This is a genomic window from Oleisolibacter albus (genome assembly GCF_003336875.1).
Classification (GTDB): Bacteria; Pseudomonadota; Alphaproteobacteria; order Azospirillales; family Azospirillaceae; genus Niveispirillum; species Niveispirillum album.
The window spans coordinates 263,961-279,859 of the sequence record NZ_QGNJ01000006.1 but is presented as its reverse complement, the minus strand read 5'-3'; the positions used below and the strand labels follow the sequence as shown (position 1 = coordinate 279,859).

Here is a 15,899-nt window from a genome sequence, read left to right as displayed (position 1 = left end):
TGTCAGCCGGCGGCGCGGATGGGGGCAGGGTCGGGCGCGGGGCTGGCCTGGGCGGCCGTCAGCGGCGTGGTGCTGAGGATGGTGAAGCCTTCCGCCGTCGGATAGCGTCGCAGGGCCCGGGCCTGGGCGGCCTCGGCGTCCAGGCCCCAGACGCGGAACTGGCGTACCCCGTCCCATGGCGCGCCGGGCTGGTCCGGCGCCTGGATGCTGACAGCCCAGGGCTGATCGCCGGGAATACAGCGCTCGTCCAGCACCACCAGCCGGTTTTCGCGCCGCATGACCGAACGCATCTCGGCCTGGAGATCCCGGATGTCGCGGCGCAGGTCGCGCAGGGATTGTTCCACCTCCCGCTGTTCCCGCAGCAGCAGCAGCGAGTCCCGGGCCAGACGGCGCAGTCGCTCCAGATGGGCCTTCTGCTTCAGGGTCAGGGTGCGGTAACGCGCCTGGGCCCGGCGCACGCGGCGCAGCGATCCGTCCGCGGCCAGGGCGGCCGCGGCCACGACCGAGAGCAGCGCGATGGCCAGGGTCGACGGCATCAGCCCTCCCCCGGCAGGGCGTCATCCGCCTGTTCCAGCCGGATGGTCAGCAGGGTGAAGCCCAGGGGCGGCGGGTAGAGCCGCTGGATGGCCTGCCGGGCGTCTTGGAGATTGTTGGCCCAGGCTTCCACCGGCTGCGGCTGGGCCCATTCGCCGTCCAGGGAGGGATGGCGCTTGTTCTCCGCCAGGGCATGTTGGACCTGCCGGTTGATCAGCCAGGCGCGGAAACGGTGCGGCCCGTCCGCCGCGCTGCCGACCAGGCGCAACGGCGCCTCGGCCTCGCGCCGGGCATCGGCCAGCATCTTCTCCAGGGTGAAGCGCTGTCGTCGTTCCTCGCCCAGCTCGCCCTGGCGCGCGGCCAGCGTCGAGCGGCGTTCGCTGACCCGCAGCTCGAACCGTCCTTCCAGCCGCGCCAGCACGGGCATCATGGCCTGTGCCCGCCGGATCTCCGGCCGGCCCTCGACCGAGGACTGCACCAGCTTCCCGACCAGCAGGGTGAAGAGGTAGGCCGCCGCTGCAAAAAGGCTGCCCAGCATCAGCGCGTGCATCGGACCGTCCGCTCGCTCACTCCGGCGGGTGCCATCCTATCATTGCGCATGGCCCGGTGGAATGTTGCGCTTTCCTGGGACGATATGGTCTCGGCCCGCTTCGGACGCAGATCGGGTGGCGGGGATGCCGCGCTGTCACGGGGAGGCGCCACATGGGAGACTTGTCCGCAGCGGGGCCTGCCAAGCGGGCCGGGGCGCTTGCGCGAGCCGGTGCCGGCTCGCTAGGGTACCGGCCGCAGGCCCGGCGCGGGATTGCCCAGGAGGAGCGGGTGAGGTACGTCAGCACGCGGGGACAGGCCCCCGATCTTGCCTTCGATGATGTGCTGCTGACGGGACTGGCCCGCGATGGCGGCCTGTATGTTCCGGCGGCCTGGCCGCATTTCGGCCCCGATGCGCTGCGGGCCATGCGCGGCCTGCCCTATGACGAGGTGGCGGTGCGGGTCATGCTGCCCTTCCTGGGCGGCACCATCGCCGAGGACCGGTTCCGCGCCCTGGTGCGGGACGCCTATGCCGGCTTCGCCCACCGCGCCGTGACGCCGCTGGTGCAGCTGGACCAGCGCCTGTGGGTGTGCGAGCTGTTCCACGGGCCGACACTGGCCTTCAAGGATGTGGCGCTGCAACTGCTGGGCCGGCTGTTCGACCATGTGCTGAGCCGGCGCGACCAGCGGGTGACGGTGGTGGGAGCCACGTCGGGCGATACCGGTTCCGCCGCCATCGAAGCCTGCCGCGACCGGGAGCGGGTGGACATCGTCATCCTGCATCCCCAGGGCCGCACCAGCCCGGTGCAGCGCCGGCAGATGACGACGGTGCTGTCGCCCAATGTGCACAATGTGGCGCTGCAGGGTACCTTCGACGACTGCCAGGACGCGGTGAAGGCCCTGTTCAACGACCAGCCCTACCGCGATGCGCTGCGGCTGTCGGCAGTGAACTCCATCAACTGGGCCCGGATCATGGCCCAGATCGTCTATTACGTGGCCGCGGCCGTGGCGCTGGGGGCCCCGGACCGGGAGGTGGCCTTCGCCGTGCCCACCGGCAATTTCGGCAATGTCTATGCGGCCTATGCCGCCCGCGCCATGGGCGTGCCGGTGGCCCGGCTGATCGTCGGGACCAACAGCAACGATATCCTGGCCCGCTTCTTCGCCAGCGGCACCATGCAGGCGGCCGGGGTGGTGCCCACCATCAGCCCCAGCATGGATATCCAGATCTCCAGCAATTTCGAGCGGCTGCTGTTCGACCTGATGGACCGGGACGGTGCCGCCGTGGCCGCCAGCATGGACGAGTTCCGTGCCCAGGGCCGCTTTGCCGTCAGCCAGGGTCAGCTGCGGCGGGCGCTGGCCCTGTTCGAGGGCCGGCGCTGCGGCGAGGAGGAGACGCTGGCCACCATGACTTCCACCTGGGCGGAATCGGGCTACATGCTTGATCCGCATACCGCCGTCGCCGTGCATGCGGCCCGGGCCTCGTCCCTGGACCCGTCCATTCCCGTGGTGGCGCTGGCCTGCGCCCACCCGGCCAAATTCCCCGACGCGGTGGAGCGTGCCACCGGGGTGCGCCCCGGCCTGCCGCGTCATCTGTCCGACCTGTTCGAGCGCGAGGAGCGCCTGTCCGTGCTGCCCAATGATCTGTCTGTGTTGAAAGAGTTCGTCCGTACCCGGTCGCGCGTCACCGGAGCCCAGGCATGAAGTCCGGTATCCGCGTCACCACCCTGCCCAACGGCCTGCGCGTCGCCACCGATCCCATGCCCCATGTGGCCACGGTCACCGTCGGCCTCTGGATCGGCGTCGGCAGCCGGCACGAGCCCGATGCCGCCAACGGCGTGGCCCACATGGTCGAGCACATGCTGTTCAAGGGCACGCCGACCCGCGACGCCTTCCGCATCAGCGCCGAGATCGAGGATGTGGGCGGCCATCTCAACGCCTATACCGGCCGTGAGCACACCACCTATTACGCCAAGGTCCTGAAGGAGGACCTGCCGCTGGCGCTGGGCGTGCTGGCGGACATGGTGCAGCATTCCCTGTTCGATGCCGGCGAGCTGGAGAAGGAACGCCAGGTCATCCTGCAGGAGATCGGCCAGGCTGAGGATACGCCGGACGACATCGTCTATGACCATTTCCTGGCCACCGCCTTCCGCGGCCAGCCGCTGGGCCGGCCCATCCTGGGCACGGCCGAGGTGGTGGGGGCGCTGCCGCGTCCGGCCCTGACCGACTATGTGGCCGGACGCTATGTCCCGGCCAACATGGTGGTGTCCGCCGCCGGCAATGTGGAGCATGAGCAGCTGGTGGAGCTGGCGCTGCGCCTGTTCACCGATCTGCCGGCCGGCGACGGGGCACGGGCCGAGCAGGCCCGCTACTGCGGCGGCGACTTCCGCGAGGAGCGGGACCTGGAGCAGACCCATGTCATCCTGGGCTTCGATGGGGTCGGCAGCCACGATCCGGACCTGTACACGGCCTCGGTGCTGTCGACCCTGCTGGGCGGCGGCATGTCGTCGCGCCTGTTCCAGGAGGTGCGGGAGAAGCGCGGCCTGGTCTATGGCGTTCACAGCTTCACCTGGACCCTGGCGGACAGCGGCGTCTTCGGCATCTATGCCGGCACGGGGCCGGAGCGGGTGGGCGAGCTGGTGCCGGTGATCTGCGACGAGGTGACGAAGCTGACCGCCACCCTGGGCGAGGAGGAAGTGGCCCGCGCCCGCGCCCAGCTGAAGGCCAGCCAGCTGATGAGCCTGGAAAGCACCACCAACCGGGCCGAGCAGCTGGGCGGCCAGTTGCTGGTCTATGGCCGCGTCATCCCCACATCCGAGGTGATCGCCCGCATCGATGCCGTGGATGCGGCGGCGGTGAAGCGGGTGGCCGGCCGCATCTTCGGCAGCCGCCCGACGCTGACGGCCCTGGGTCCGCTGGCCGGGCTGGAGGCCTATGACCGCGTCGCGGCGCGGCTGGCCTGAGGGGGGAGGCGGCGGTGATCCGGCTGTTCCCCGAAGGCATCCTGTCCCCGCCGGCGCTGCGCGTCGACGGGGAGCGGGTGTTCATCCGCCCCGCCCAGCCCAAGGACTGGCGCGCCTGGGCGGAGGTACGGGAGGGCAGCCGCGATTTCCTGTCCCCGTGGGAGCCGACCTGGCCGCCCGACGCCCTGACCCGCGACAGCTTCCTGCGCCGGGTGCGGCGGCAGGCGGTGGAGTGGCGTGAGGACGAAGCCTACAGCTTCCTGGTCTTCGCCCAGGTCGGTGAACAGCCGGTGGGCGGCATCAGCCTGACCAATGTGCGCCGCGGCGTGGCCCAGATGGCCTCCATGGGCTATTGGGTCGGCAAGCCCTATGCCCGCCACGGCTTCATCAGCGAGGCGGCGCGGCTGACGCTGGGCTTCGCCTTCGGTCAGCTGGGCCTGCACCGCGTCGAGGCCGCCTGCCTGCCCACCAACGTGCCCAGCATGGGCCTGCTGCTGAAGGTGGGCTTCCAGCGCGAGGGCTACGCCCGCGCCTATCTGCGCATCGACGGCAAATGGGCCGACCATGTGCTGTTCGCCATGCTGAAGGACGATTTCCGCTAAGGCGCCTCTGTCCGGGGCGCGCCTCCGTTCACCCCGGCCTACAGCGGGAATTCCCTCCCGCGTTCTGCCCGCGCTGCCAGGCACCCCGGGCATATGACGCCTCGGTCCTGGACCCACGACCCGCAGGCGGTCGCCATTTGACGGTCAAGGGGAGCGGGCGGATTTTTCTTCAAATGCGAGTGCGGGGTGTGAGAAACTCGCGTGAGTTGTTCAAGGTGTCCACGATGCTGTCGCCAATGGAGGCATCCCGACATGATCCATGCCGCTGCCAGTGGACAGTCTTGGCACCCACCGATGGACGCACCGGAATGGCTCTGCTGGATTCCCAGACCAACGCCACTGTCTATGGCATGACCCCGTTGCTGACGGGAGAGGATTTCCAGCGCTTGCAAGCGCTGGAACACGCGCTTGCCGATCGTTTCACCGTCGCCTCCCCCTTCGTGCCGGTGGCCGGGCAAGCACTTTTGCAAGGCGGGCAGGGGCTCGCCGTCTACGGTATCGCCACGGCAGGGACAAACCGGATTGAGGGCAAGGAGCCGAGTTATGATCTCAATACCGAGATCGCGGCTGAATATGCTGTCGGCCATTGGCGCAGCAGCCCTTTCTGGCAGTTCAGCCTGGGCCTTGTGCGCCAGCTCTATCCGGCGGCCGGGGATGAGGCGCTGATCGCGGGGACGGACGACCCCGATTGTCTGCGGCCGTCCCAGGCTGCCCGCTTCGCCTATGGCAATATGTATCTGCTGGGGGATTCGGCGAAAAATCCGGATGCCGCGCTCCGTCAGGCGCAACATGGACTCTGCTTGGACTTGCTACGCCGACAGCTGGCGCTGATCCCCGCGGCTGCGCTGCTGTTCCTGGGTGGGGATGAATTCGATCGGGCCGAAGATCTGTTCGGTGCCGGCGGCTGGCATGCGGACAAAGCGGCCGGCACCCTCCACAAGGTCGTCGATGGCCGGCTGGTCCTGTGGTGCTACCACCCCGCCACGCTGCGCTACCGCGGCATGACAGACGCTGCGGGACCCCATATCCTGGCCCTGGTGCGGGAGCATTTTGTCCGGACTCCGGCTCCGCACTGATGGCGGCCGATCTGACGGCGGCCGGCCGGGCCAGGGGCGGGGTGGGCCTGTTCTTCGCCGTGCCGACAACGACCCTGCTGGTTGCCCGCCAGCCCCTGGACTTGGCCGTCCTCTATGGTGATTGGTGGACAGCCGAAGCCGGACATGACGCCGTCTGGGCCTTTATGCGCCGCCATGGCGCCGACTGGCTGCGCTCCCGCGGTCTGACTCCAGTGCGAGAGGTCGACTATCTGGACGTGCCGCGTGGCCGGGTGGTGGTCGACTCCTCCGGGAACGCCGCCGCCATTGCCGATGCCCGGTTTCCGCCGGCATGGCGGGAAGCCGTGGCGGCGGCGTTCGGTTGGTCGCCGATCACGGTATGGCGTCGGGACCGGCATTATCTGACGCGGCCGCGCCCCTGGCCAGCCGCCCCTACACAGGTGGTTGAGGTTGCGCTGCTGCCAGGCGGTGCGATGCAGGTACGCACGGATGACAGGGCAGGCGAGGTGCCGACGGGGCGATCTGGCGACCGCTGAGAACAAGCGGGCCGGGATAAGCACGTTCCGGGCGATGCTGGGCTGCGCCTCCGTTCACCCCGGCCTACGGGCGACGTTTCTTCCACCCGTTTCTGGCGTCATCCTCCGCGCAGGCGGAGGATCCAGGGGGCGCAGCAGGTCGGAGCGTCGTTCCAGCCTCCCTGGATGTCCGCCTGCGCGGGCACGACGCGGGGGGGCCGTCGGTCGATGGGCGCTCCCCGACGGGCGACCTGTCCCGCCCCCCCCCCGACGTGCCCTTCCCGGTGCAGGCCGTCAGGCGTGGCCGATCTCGGCGGAGAGTGTGGTCAGGCTGACGCCGAGCTTGGCGATGGCCCGGTCCCATTTGCTGTCCAGGTCGGCGTCGAACAGGATCTCTGCATCGGCGGGGGCATAGAGCCAGCCGTTGGACTGCATCTCCTGGTCCAGCTGGCCGGGACCCCAGCCGGCATAGCCCAGGGCCAGGAAGCCCTGGCGCGGGCCGCGCCCCTCGGCGATGGCGCGCAGGATGTCCACCGTGGCCGTCAGCGCCACCTCGTCATCGACCATCAGCGTGCCTTCGCGCACATAGTCGGTGGAATGGAGCACGAAGCCGCGCCCGGTTTCCACCGGCCCGCCATAATGCACGCGCTGGTCGGCCATGGAGCGGTCGGCCTCGATGTTCAGCTGGTCCAGCAACTCGTCGAAATTCAGCCCGTCGAACGGACGGTTGACCACCAGTCCCATGGCCCCGTCCGCCGTGTGCGCGCAGACATAGACCAGCGTCCGGGCGAAGCGGGGGTCGGGCATCTGCGGCATGGCGATCAGCAGCTGGCCCGTCAAATGGCGGCGGATCTCTGGGTCCTTCATGGGCGATTTGCTCATCCGGTCGGCTCGCTTGCGGTCGACGAAAGCAGGGGCTGATCTCTGTCGGGTGACCCTTTCTCCCTGGTCCGGCAGCAGCCTAGCACAGCCCGACCCGACCCTCCTATGGCTCCTGTGCGGCCGTTCATGCCGGGGAATAGCTTGAAAACCCCCGGCGGCGGCAAAGGTTACTGCCGGGGCGCGAAAGCGGCCAGTGCCGTGCGCGCTTGCTCTGGCCGAGCCGCCGACATAGAAGGACGGGAACGCCCGTTCAACCCCCCGGGGAGATCCATGATGAGCATCAAGGTTGGCGACCGCATTCCCGCCGTCACGCTGAAGCACCTGACGGAGTCGGGCATGCAGGAGATCGGCACCGAGGATTTGTTCAAGGGCCGCAAGGTGGTCCTGTTCGCCGTGCCCGGCGCCTTCACCCCCACCTGTTCGGCCAAGCACCTGCCGGGTTACGTGGAGCAGGCCGAGGCGCTGAAGGCCAAGGGCGTGCAGGAGATCGTCTGCATGGCCGTCAACGATCCCTTCGTGATGCAGGCCTGGGGCAAGGCCAACAATGTGGCCGGCAAGATCACCATGCTGCCGGACGGCAATGGGACCCTGACCAGGGCGCTGGGGCTGGAGATGGACGGCACCGCCTACAATCTGGGCCTGCGCAGCCAGCGCTTCGCCCTGGTGGCCGAGGATGGCGTGGTCACCGGCCTTTATGTCGAGAAGCCCGGCGCCTTCGAAGTCTCCAGCGCCGACTCCGTGCTGAAGCAGCTCTGAGCGCCTCAGGGTCTGGACTGGTGAAGGGGCCGCACCCGCAGGGCGCGGCCCTTTTTCGTGTGCCGAGGAGGACGCTCTCCCGGCGGCAGGGGAGGAGGTTGATGATGGACAACGGGTCTCCGCCGGCCGCCGCAGAGCCGTCGCCGCCCACGGTGGCAGCCCTGTTCACTGGATTTCTCTGGCTTGGCCTCAGCGGCTTCGGCGGCGTGCTGCCGCTGGCGCGGCGCCTGCTGGTGGAGCGGCGGCGCTGGCTGAGCGCGGAGGAGTTCACCGACCTGCTGGGGCTGTGCCAGTTCCTGCCCGGCGGCAACATCATCAACCTGTCGGTGGCTGTCGGGCTGAAATTCCGCGGGACAGCGGGCGCGGTGGCAGCGCTGGTCGGTCTGATCGCGGCGCCCACGCTGGTGGTGGTGCTGCTGGGGCTGGTCTATGACCGCTTCCAGGCGGATCCGCATATCCGCCACCTGTTCGCCGGTCTGGCCGCGGCGGCGGCGGGGCTGCTGCTGGCCCTGGCCGTGAAGATCGCCCGGCCGCTGTGGCGCCGGCCCCTGTCGCTGCTGATGGCGGGGGGCGGCGTGGTGGCCATCGGCGTGCTGAACCTGCCGCTGCTGCCGACGCTGCTGGTGCTGGCGCCGCTCAGCATCCTGACGGCCGGGAGGACCGGGCGATGACGGCTGTCCTGCTGGCGCTGGCGCTGCTGTTCCTCCAGCTGTCGCTGCTGGCCTTCGGCGGCGGCGTCACCATCCTGCCGGAGATGCAGCGGCAGGTGGTGGAGGTGCATCACTGGATGACGGCGCAGGAGTTCGGCGCCCTCTATGCCCTGGCCCAGGCGGCGCCGGGGCCGAACATGATGGTGGTGCCGCTGGTGGGCTGGCATGTGGCGGGCTGGCCCGGGCTGCTGGTGTCGTCGCTGGCCAAGTTCGGCCCGTCCTCGCTGCTGACGGGCCTTGTGTTCCGCCTGTGGGAGCGCTTCAAGGACCGGCCCTGGCGCCGGATGGTGCAGGCCGGTCTGGTGCCGGTGACGGCGGGTCTGGTGGCGTCCAGCGCGCTGGTCATGACCGAGGCGGCGGCGCAGGATTGGCGGCTGGCTGTCATCGCCCTGGCTGCCGCTGCCGCCACCCTGGCGACGCGGCTGCACCCGCTGTGGGTGCTGGCGGCCGGCGCCCTGGCCGGGCTCGTTGCCGGCGGCGGGTAGCGGCATCCTGGTGCCAGTCGATGTACCGGAACGAGGCGTCCGCTTCTCCCACAAGCTTCGGTTCAGCATCTGGGGCGGTGACAATGCCGGTCGCAATGTCTGGATGCGCGGTGGGCAGGGATCAGGTCTTCGGGGTGCCTCATCCAGGACCGGGCTGTCGCGTCATGCCAACTGCGATATGGCGTGGCCAACCCAGGCGCGCTATGCATCGCAGAGCGCCGGCTGGCCTGACCACAGGCCGGGGCGGCCGGGATGGGCTGGAGGCGGTCTGGGCGGCATGGAGCAGATCAATTTTCTCGGCGGCTTGATTCTGGGGCTGGCCAGCACCCTGCATTGCGCCGCCATGTGCGGCGGCATCGCCGGCAGCCTGCTGCTGATCCTGTCTCCGGCGGAGGCGGGACGGCGACCGCTGCTGTCCCTGGCCGGTCTGCAGGCCGGACGCATCCTGGCCTATATGCTGGCGGGTGCCGCCGTCGGCTCCCTGGGGGCGGCCTTCTACGGCCTGTTCGATCAGCGCGACGCCTTCCGGGTCATGCAGTGGGCGGCCGCCACCACCCTGGGCTGGATCGGGCTGTCGCTGATGGGGCTGGTCCCGTCCCTGAGCCTGTTCGACCGGCTGCTGTCCCCGCTCAGCCGGGCCTTGGCCGGCCTGCAGCGCCGTGGTCCCCTGGCAGGCCCCCTGGCTGGTATCCTCTGGGGGTTCCTGCCCTGTGGCATGGTCTATGCCGCCCTGTTTTATGCGGTGATGTCCGGCAGTGCGGCCCAAGGCATGCTGGTGATGGCCGGCTTCGGGCTGGGCACCCTGCCGGCCGTCACGCTGGCGGCGTTGGGCTATTCGCGCCTTGTCCGCTGGGCCCGCCATCCCCGGCTGGGCCGGGTCATGGGAGCGGTTCTGGTGTTGCTGTCGCCGGTGGCGTTGCTGGTGCCCATGCCCGCCGTCGATCTGCTCTGCTGAGGGCGGGCTGGTCCGCCCTCAGCCCTGTCCCGGAACCGGGGGCGTCAGATCTCCTGCAGCCGCAGCGGCGCCACGGTGAGGGTTGCGGGGTCGGAGAGGGACTCTGCGCCATCCTCCACATGGCCGGCCAGCCGCCAGGATTGCCCGTCGCCGCGCACGTGCAGATCGTACCAGCCATGGCTGGCGGCGAAGTCGAAGGTCAGGCTGGCCGTGCCGCGCGGCTCCAGCGTCACGCTGCGGGCCGCCTGCCCATAGGCCATGTCGTCCACACTGAGGCTGATGCGGCCGTCGGTGGCGTTGGCCAGATGCAGCGTTGCCATGTGCGCCTGTCCCTGCTCCAGCCCGGCGCCGAAGCGGTTCGGACGCCCCGCCAGCCGGCGGTGGAAACCGTTGGGGCCGAGGATGAACAGGTCGCCGCCGGTCGTGCCCGCCAGTGGGGCGGCCAGACTCTGTCCGGCGCCCACGGTGTAGCGGGCCGGGACATCGGTCAGCCGGTCCAGTGCATAGACGTGGAAGACAGCCGCCCGCTCGCGGCCGGTGTTGCGGAACAGCAGCCGCGGCGTTCCCCCGGCCTCCAGCGCCACATCCAGCAGATAGGGGGTCGGGCGGCGGCGGCGCGGCCCCGGCTCCTGCGCCGGGTTGGTCAGGGTGGCCGGCAGCGGCGGATCGAAGCCCTGAAGTCCCGCCGCACGATCGGACAGGGGGCGGGTTTCCGGCAGCTTGGCCAGGAAGGCGCTGCTGTCGCTGCGGTCGAAATCGAAGCACGAGGTCAGGTCGCCGCAGACGGCCCGGCGCCAGGCGCTGATATTGGGCTCATGCACGCCGAAGCGGGTCTCCAGGAAGCGGATGACGCTGGTATGGTCGAACACCTCCGACGCCACATAGCCGCCGGTGCTCCAGGGCGAGACCACATACATGGGCACGCGCGGCCCCAGCCCATAGGGCCGGTTGAGATAGGGCGCATCCTTCTCGTCCTGCGAGCGGACATGATACTCGTCCTCGGCGGGCACGGTGGTGCCGCCGATGCTGCGGGCGGGGTCGTTGGGGTCGCGGGCCGGCGGTGCCGGCGGCGGCGCATGGTCGAACAGCCCGTCATTCTCGTCGAAATTGAGGAACAGCACGGTCCGCGCCCAGACATCGGGATTGGCCGTCAGCGCATCCAGGACCCGGGCGGTGTATTCGGCCCCCTGCAGCGGGGTCGAGACGCTGGGATGCTCGGAATAGGCGGTCGGCGCCACGATCCAGGACACCTGGGGCAGGGTGCCGGTCATGACATCCTGTTTCAGGTTGGTCAGGGTCCGCGTGCCGAGGGTCCGCCGGGCCAGTTCGGCCAGGGGGCCGCCGGCAGCGTCGCGGGCGGCGCGATAGACCTTGAAGCCGACCAGCGGGTTGTCACTGAAATTGTCGGCCATGTCCTCATAGATCTGGAAGCTGATGCCGGCTTCCAGCAGCCGCTCGGGATATGTCGTCCAGCTGTAGCCGCCATGGCCCAGCGGGTCGGCGAAGCCGTCATAGCCGTTGTCGATGGCCGGGCCGTTGCCCTTGCCCAGCGGGTCGTGCGTGCCGGTCCAGATATAGAGCCGGTTGGGGTTGGTGCTGAGGTGCATCGCGCAGTGATAGGCGTCGCACAGGGTGAAGGCCTCGGCCAGGGCATACTGGAAGGGAATGTCCTCGCGCGTGAAATAGGCCATGGCATGGTTGTGCTTGTGGTGTGGCCATGCCCCCAGCCGGCCATTGTCCCAGGCGGCCTGACTGTCGGGGAAACTGTGCGGCGTGCCCAGCGGCCGGACCAGGCGGAAATCCTTCTGGGTGTCCAGGCGGAACGGTGTCAGCAGCGCCGGGCCGGGCTTGCCCGGTTCGGCCGGCTGGACGAACACGGTGCGGTCCGGGGCCTGGGGCAGGGGCGGTGCCGGAATGGCGAAGCGGTCACCGAAGCCGCGCACCCCGTTCATGGCGCCGAAATAATGGTCGAAGGCGCGGTTCTCCTGGGTCAGGATGACCACATGCTCCACATCCCGGATGGTGCCGGTCCGCCGGTGGGGCGCGATCGAAAGAGCGCGCGCGATGGACGGCATCAGGGCGCTGGCTGCCCCGCCGCCCGCCAGCACGGTGCGCATGAAGGTGCGTCGGTCTTGGCGAAGGTCCATCGTTCCGGTCCTTTCGAATGTGCCGGTCAAGTCGGGCGGGCGGAGGGATGGGCCCTCCGCCCGCCGTTGGTACATCACGTCATCAGAAGTCCAGGCTGACGCCACCGAAGAAGGTGGTGCCGCTCTGCGTCACGTTGTGCAGACGGTGATAGATGCTGTTGAACTGGATTTCCTTCTCGTTGGTCAGGTTGATGGCGTCCAGCGTCAGCTTCAGGTTGGGTGTCAGCTTCACGAAGGCCGCCGCATCGACATAGACGGTGCCGTCGAAGCCGTCCTTGCTGGCCGGATTCTTGCCGTCATAGCGGCTGCGCAGGTAGCTGGAGCGGTAATTGGCCGACATGCGCAGGCCCCAATCCTCGGTCTCGTAATAGAGGGTGCCGTTGGCATTGGTCTTCGACAGGCCGGTGATCGGGCCGTCCAGGCCGTTGAGTTCGGTGTTGGAGTCGATCAGCGTCGCATTGACCAGGACGCCCAGATTGTCGAACGGGGCGGGCAGGAAGTCGAAATTGGTCTGGGCGGCCACTTCAAGGCCGTCGATGCGGGCATCCGCCAGGTTCACCGGCTTGGAATATTCGGCGATGACCGTATCGGCGCCCAGACCCGGCAGCATGGCGAGCGGCAGGCCGGTGGCGCTGAACGGCACGTTGTACAGCGTTTCCGTGGTGATCAGGTTCTTGATGTCCTTGTGGAACACACCCACGGACACCATGCCGATCTTGCCGAAGTACCATTCGGCCGAGAGATCGAAGGACGTGTCCTTGTACGGCTTCAGGTCGGGATTGCCGACGCTGACGAAATACTCGCCGCTGGAGAATTTGACGCTGCCGGCTGCGGCCATGGAGGACAGGCCGGGGCGGTTGATGTTCTTGGCCGCGGCGAAGCGCACCAGGAAGTCGGGCATGACTTCCAGCGTGGCGTTCAGCGCCGGAAGCAGGCCGGAGTAATCCGACGTGGTCTTGTTGCTGCCCAGCGGCGTGTAGTTCTTGTCGATGATGTCGCCGACGCTCTCGGTGTCGGTGAAATAGGCGCGGGCACCCACATTGCCGCGGAAGCGCATGCCGCCCAGGGCGCTGTCCCAGTCGAGCTGGCTGTAGGTGGTGGTGGTTTCCTCGGTCACGCTGTAGGTGTTCTCGATGTCGGTGGCGCCGGCCACCGTATGGTCGAGCTTGTACTTGGCGAAGGCCTTGTCGTAATCGCCGGTGATCCAGGACTGCTTCTTGTTGCTGGAGAAGATGTAGGCATAGTCGGTGACGGCGTCGCCGGTGAACTGGTGCGCCTGGCCGTCATTGAAGATCTCCGACCCGCTGGTGCGGTAGCGCCGCCAGGCGGCGCCGGCGCGCAGCTTCAGCCAGTCGTTCAGTTCGTAGCGGCCGTTCAGCACGCCTTCGCCCAGGCTGGTCTTGTTCCAGAACTCACGGAAATAGAATTCATTGAAGCTGTAGCGGGAGACGTCGGTCGTGTCCCAGTCATAGACATTGGTGGCCGAATCGCCGTCGGCGGCATAGGTGGTGGTCATGCCACCCTTGGCCTTCATGTACAGCTTGTCGTCATAGGGCGTGGTGTAGGTCGAGCGCTCATAGCCCACATGGCCGTCGATGACGAGCCGGCTGGTGGCTTCCCAGGTGCCGGTCAGGGCGATCTGGTCGAACTTGTTCTTGTTCTGCGACCGGCGATGCTCGCTGGCATAGGTGGCGTTGTCGACGTCGATGGCGTTGACGAAGTTCGAGCTGTCCCAGCTGATCGCATTGATCTTCGAGTTGACATCGAAGGCGACGGAGCCGGAGGTCGTATCCGGCCGCGTGGCCAGATGGTACTCGTCACGGTCGGTCTTGAACTGGCCGTGCAGCCCGTCCAGGGTCAGCCGCACGCTGTCGGTCGGCTTCCACTCCAGGGCTGTGGTCAGGCCCAGCCGCTCCTGCTTGGCATCCCACACCGACAGGCGGTTGCCGGAGGCAAACACCAGATCGCCCGACAGGAACTTGGCCTTCTGGTCGGCGCTGAGCGCGGAGATGTCCAGCCCCTTGGCCACGTAGTCGGCCATCTTGGTGGCGCTGAGCTGGCTCGGCGAATAGGTGTTGTAGCCCTGCTCCTCGGTCTTGCGCTTGGAATAGGCCACCGAGAACAGGGCGCCGAACTTGTCGTTCCAGTTCTGGCTGATCATGGCGGCGACGCGGGGCTGGGCGTCTTCGGTATAGGTGTTCGTGCCCAGCTTGGCCGTGACCGCGCCCTTGGTGCCCGTGTCATAGTCCAGGGGCTTGGCCGTGAACAGGCCGACCGTGCCGGCCATGCCGCCTTCGTTCTGGGCGGCCTGATAGGTCTTCTCCACCTCGACCTTGGAGAACAGCTCCGAGGCGAAGATGTTGAAGTCGAAGGCACGGTCGCGTGAGCGCTGGCCACGGCTGTCCATGGCCGAGTCCACATTGCCCAGCACTTCCATGCCGTTCAGCTGCACGCGGGTATAGTCCGGGCCCAGGCCGCGCAGGGTGATGCGGCGGCCTTCGCCGGCTTCACGGTTGATGGCGACGCCGGGCAGGCGCTGCAGGCTTTCGGCCAGGTTCAGCTCGGGGAACTTGGCCATGTCCTCGGCGACGATGACATCCTTGACGATGTCGGAGTTCTGCTTCAGCTCGCGGGCCTTGCTCAGCGCCTGCACATAGCCGGTGACGACGATCTCCTCCAGGGCATCGGTGGACGCGGGCGCATTCTGTTGCGCTGGCGCGGCCTGCTGTGCCCAGGCTGCGATCGGCATCAGGGCCGTGGTCGCCGCCAGCAAGGGCAGCAGTGCTGACTTTCTCCGGAACATGGAAACCCTCTCCCCCATAGGTGGGACGGCCCCCGGCCGTCCGATCGGGGCAGACACTATGCGCAAGCCATGACAGCTGTGTGACAAAATGTGAGAATCATGTGTTGTTGTGTTGGATTTTGTGACTTTCATGGGCGGGTTGATGTGGATATCATGCGGGAATGAGCGACACAGACAGCCTTGGCGGCAAAACCGGCACGCGTCCCACACAGGCCGCACGGTTGAACTTGTTCATGAAGCTTCTCGAGGAGCGGGGCCATTGCTCGATCACTGAACTCGCGGCCCATTTCGACGTGTCGGAGGAGACGATCCGGCGCGATATCCGCCAGTTGGAAGGCAGCGGCCGGGTGCAGAAGACCCATGGCGGCGTCTCCATCCCCAGCAACCAGCTGGAGGCGCCCTATCGCATCCGTCTGCGCGAACAGTCCGAGGCCAAGCAGCGCATCGCGCAGCACGCCGCCCGCATGGTGCATGAGGGCATGACCCTGCTGCTCGATTCGGGCACCACCTGTTTCTGGCTGGCGCGGGCGCTGGCGGGCCTGCGCGACCTGACCATCATCACCAACAGCGTGGAGATCGCGCACGAGGTGGTGGGCCGGCCCGGCCAGCGTCTGTTCCTGGCCGGCGGTCCCATCAAGCCGGACTACCACGCCGCCTTCGGGCCAGAGGCCATCGCCTTCTGCCTGCGCTTCGTGCCCGATATCACGGTGATGTCCATGGGCGCCATCGACGGGGTGCGTGGCTTCCTGGACTTCGATGCCGACGAGGCCATGTTCAAGCGCTCGCTGCTCGATCAGTCGCGCCGCGTGGTCGTGCTGGCCGACTCCACGAAATTCACCAAGGCGGGCTTCATCCAGGTCGCCGGCTTCGCCGATGTGCGCACGCTCTACACCGATGCGCCGCCGCCCGAAACTGTGGCCACGGCGGCCCAGGCCCATGGCATGGGCATCGAGGTGGCGGACTGAGC

The 15,899-nt window shown here is 68.2% G+C and carries 15 protein-coding genes; 10 read left to right on the top strand and 5 right to left on the bottom strand.

Annotation, left to right across the window (positions count from 1 at the left end):
- Positions 1 to 2 precede the first annotated feature (2 nt).
- Together DK368_RS10850 and DK368_RS10845 are read right to left on the bottom strand one after the other, a co-directional pair.
- Positions 3 to 536, bottom strand: a complete 534-nt coding sequence (locus DK368_RS10850; protein ID WP_114393962.1) for a hypothetical protein — start codon at positions 534 to 536, stop codon at positions 3 to 5.
- Positions 536 to 1,084, bottom strand: a complete 549-nt coding sequence (locus tag DK368_RS10845; protein ID WP_114393961.1) for a hypothetical protein — start codon at positions 1,082 to 1,084, stop codon at positions 536 to 538. The genes DK368_RS10850 and DK368_RS10845 overlap by 1 nt, the downstream gene beginning before the upstream one ends.
- A 269-nt stretch (positions 1,085 to 1,353) precedes the next feature.
- Between DK368_RS10845 and thrC the strand changes: the two genes are divergently transcribed.
- The 5 genes from thrC (at position 1,354) to DK368_RS10820 (ending at position 6,215) form a co-directional block, all read left to right on the top strand.
- Positions 1,354 to 2,763: a threonine synthase gene (thrC, locus tag DK368_RS10840; protein WP_114393960.1), complete on the top strand. Its 1,410-nt coding sequence runs from the start codon at positions 1,354 to 1,356 to the stop codon at positions 2,761 to 2,763.
- Entirely contained in the window at positions 2,760 to 4,022 is a 1,263-nt protein-coding gene (locus tag DK368_RS10835; RefSeq protein ID WP_114393959.1) for a M16 family metallopeptidase, read from the top strand. Before thrC ends, DK368_RS10835 begins: the two co-directional genes overlap by 4 nt.
- A gap of 14 nt (positions 4,023 to 4,036) precedes the next feature.
- Complete coding sequence (locus tag DK368_RS10830) at positions 4,037 to 4,624, top strand: GNAT family N-acetyltransferase (protein WP_114393958.1); 588 nt, start codon at positions 4,037 to 4,039, stop codon at positions 4,622 to 4,624.
- Positions 4,625 to 4,932: 308 nt separating this feature from the next.
- Entirely contained in the window at positions 4,933 to 5,700 is a 768-nt protein-coding gene (locus DK368_RS10825; RefSeq protein ID WP_114393957.1) for a hypothetical protein, read from the top strand.
- Positions 5,700 to 6,215: a hypothetical protein gene (locus DK368_RS10820; protein WP_114393956.1), complete on the top strand. Its 516-nt coding sequence runs from the start codon at positions 5,700 to 5,702 to the stop codon at positions 6,213 to 6,215. Before DK368_RS10825 ends, DK368_RS10820 begins: the two co-directional genes overlap by 1 nt.
- A gap of 273 nt (positions 6,216 to 6,488) precedes the next feature.
- On the opposite strand, the gene DK368_RS10815 is transcribed toward DK368_RS10820, so the two are convergent.
- A complete protein-coding gene (locus tag DK368_RS10815; protein ID WP_114393955.1) occupies positions 6,489 to 7,061 on the bottom strand; it encodes a YqgE/AlgH family protein in 573 nt (190 codons plus the stop codon).
- A 288-nt stretch (positions 7,062 to 7,349) separates the two neighbouring features.
- On the opposite strand from DK368_RS10815, the gene DK368_RS10810 reads away from it, so the two are divergent.
- The 4 genes from DK368_RS10810 (at position 7,350) to DK368_RS10795 (ending at position 9,982) form a co-directional block, all read left to right on the top strand.
- Complete coding sequence (locus DK368_RS10810; RefSeq protein ID WP_114393954.1) at positions 7,350 to 7,832, top strand: peroxiredoxin; 483 nt, start codon at positions 7,350 to 7,352, stop codon at positions 7,830 to 7,832.
- A 101-nt stretch (positions 7,833 to 7,933) separates the two neighbouring features.
- Positions 7,934 to 8,503 carry a chromate transporter gene (locus DK368_RS10805; protein WP_205028154.1) on the top strand — a complete coding sequence of 190 codons (570 nt, stop codon included), beginning with the start codon at positions 7,934 to 7,936 and terminating at the stop codon, positions 8,501 to 8,503.
- Positions 8,500 to 9,027 carry a chromate transporter gene (locus DK368_RS10800; RefSeq protein WP_114393952.1) on the top strand — a complete coding sequence of 176 codons (528 nt, stop codon included), beginning with the start codon at positions 8,500 to 8,502 and terminating at the stop codon, positions 9,025 to 9,027. The genes DK368_RS10805 and DK368_RS10800 overlap by 4 nt, the downstream gene beginning before the upstream one ends.
- Positions 9,028 to 9,304: 277 nt before the next feature.
- Positions 9,305 to 9,982 (top strand): sulfite exporter TauE/SafE family protein, encoded by a 678-nt coding sequence (locus DK368_RS10795; protein WP_114393951.1) that lies wholly within the window; start codon positions 9,305 to 9,307, stop codon positions 9,980 to 9,982.
- A 44-nt stretch (positions 9,983 to 10,026) separates the two neighbouring features.
- Here the strand turns inward: DK368_RS10795 and DK368_RS10790 are convergent, their stop codons facing one another.
- Positions 10,027 to 12,129, bottom strand: coding sequence for a phosphocholine-specific phospholipase C (locus DK368_RS10790; RefSeq protein WP_114393950.1), 2,103 nt, complete (start codon positions 12,127 to 12,129; stop codon positions 10,027 to 10,029).
- Positions 12,130 to 12,211: 82 nt separating this feature from the next.
- Positions 12,212 to 14,932 carry a TonB-dependent receptor gene (locus DK368_RS10785; RefSeq protein WP_114393949.1) on the bottom strand — a complete coding sequence of 907 codons (2,721 nt, stop codon included), beginning with the start codon at positions 14,930 to 14,932 and terminating at the stop codon, positions 12,212 to 12,214.
- Positions 14,933 to 15,093: 161 nt separating this feature from the next.
- Between DK368_RS10785 and DK368_RS10780 the strand changes: the two genes are divergently transcribed.
- On the top strand, positions 15,094 to 15,897 hold the full coding sequence (locus tag DK368_RS10780) for a DeoR/GlpR family DNA-binding transcription regulator (protein ID WP_114393948.1): 804 nt from the start codon (positions 15,094 to 15,096) through the stop codon (positions 15,895 to 15,897).
- Positions 15,898 to 15,899: the final 2 nt, after the last annotated feature.

Excerpts from the sequence above, each read along its gene's own strand:
- DK368_RS10850 (WP_114393962.1), bottom strand. The coding sequence starts at position 536 with ATGCCGTCGACCCTGGCCATCGCGCTGCTCTCGGTCGTGGCCGCGGCC.
- DK368_RS10845 (WP_114393961.1), bottom strand. The coding sequence starts at position 1,084 with ATGCACGCGCTGATGCTGGGCAGCCTTTTTGCAGCGGCGGCCTACCTC.
- DK368_RS10835 (WP_114393959.1), top strand. The coding sequence starts at position 2,760 with ATGAAGTCCGGTATCCGCGTCACCACCCTGCCCAACGGCCTGCGCGTC.
- DK368_RS10825 (WP_114393957.1), top strand. The coding sequence starts at position 4,933 with ATGGCTCTGCTGGATTCCCAGACCAACGCCACTGTCTATGGCATGACC.
- DK368_RS10820 (WP_114393956.1), top strand. The coding sequence starts at position 5,700 with ATGGCGGCCGATCTGACGGCGGCCGGCCGGGCCAGGGGCGGGGTGGGC.
- DK368_RS10815 (WP_114393955.1), bottom strand. The coding sequence starts at position 7,061 with ATGAAGGACCCAGAGATCCGCCGCCATTTGACGGGCCAGCTGCTGATC.
- DK368_RS10810 (WP_114393954.1), top strand. The coding sequence starts at position 7,350 with ATGAGCATCAAGGTTGGCGACCGCATTCCCGCCGTCACGCTGAAGCAC.
- DK368_RS10805 (WP_205028154.1), top strand. The coding sequence starts at position 7,934 with ATGATGGACAACGGGTCTCCGCCGGCCGCCGCAGAGCCGTCGCCGCCC.
- DK368_RS10800 (WP_114393952.1), top strand. The coding sequence starts at position 8,500 with ATGACGGCTGTCCTGCTGGCGCTGGCGCTGCTGTTCCTCCAGCTGTCG.
- DK368_RS10795 (WP_114393951.1), top strand. The coding sequence starts at position 9,305 with ATGGAGCAGATCAATTTTCTCGGCGGCTTGATTCTGGGGCTGGCCAGC.
- DK368_RS10790 (WP_114393950.1), bottom strand. The coding sequence starts at position 12,129 with ATGGACCTTCGCCAAGACCGACGCACCTTCATGCGCACCGTGCTGGCG.
- DK368_RS10785 (WP_114393949.1), bottom strand. The coding sequence starts at position 14,932 with ATGTTCCGGAGAAAGTCAGCACTGCTGCCCTTGCTGGCGGCGACCACG.
- DK368_RS10780 (WP_114393948.1), top strand. The coding sequence starts at position 15,094 with ATGAGCGACACAGACAGCCTTGGCGGCAAAACCGGCACGCGTCCCACA.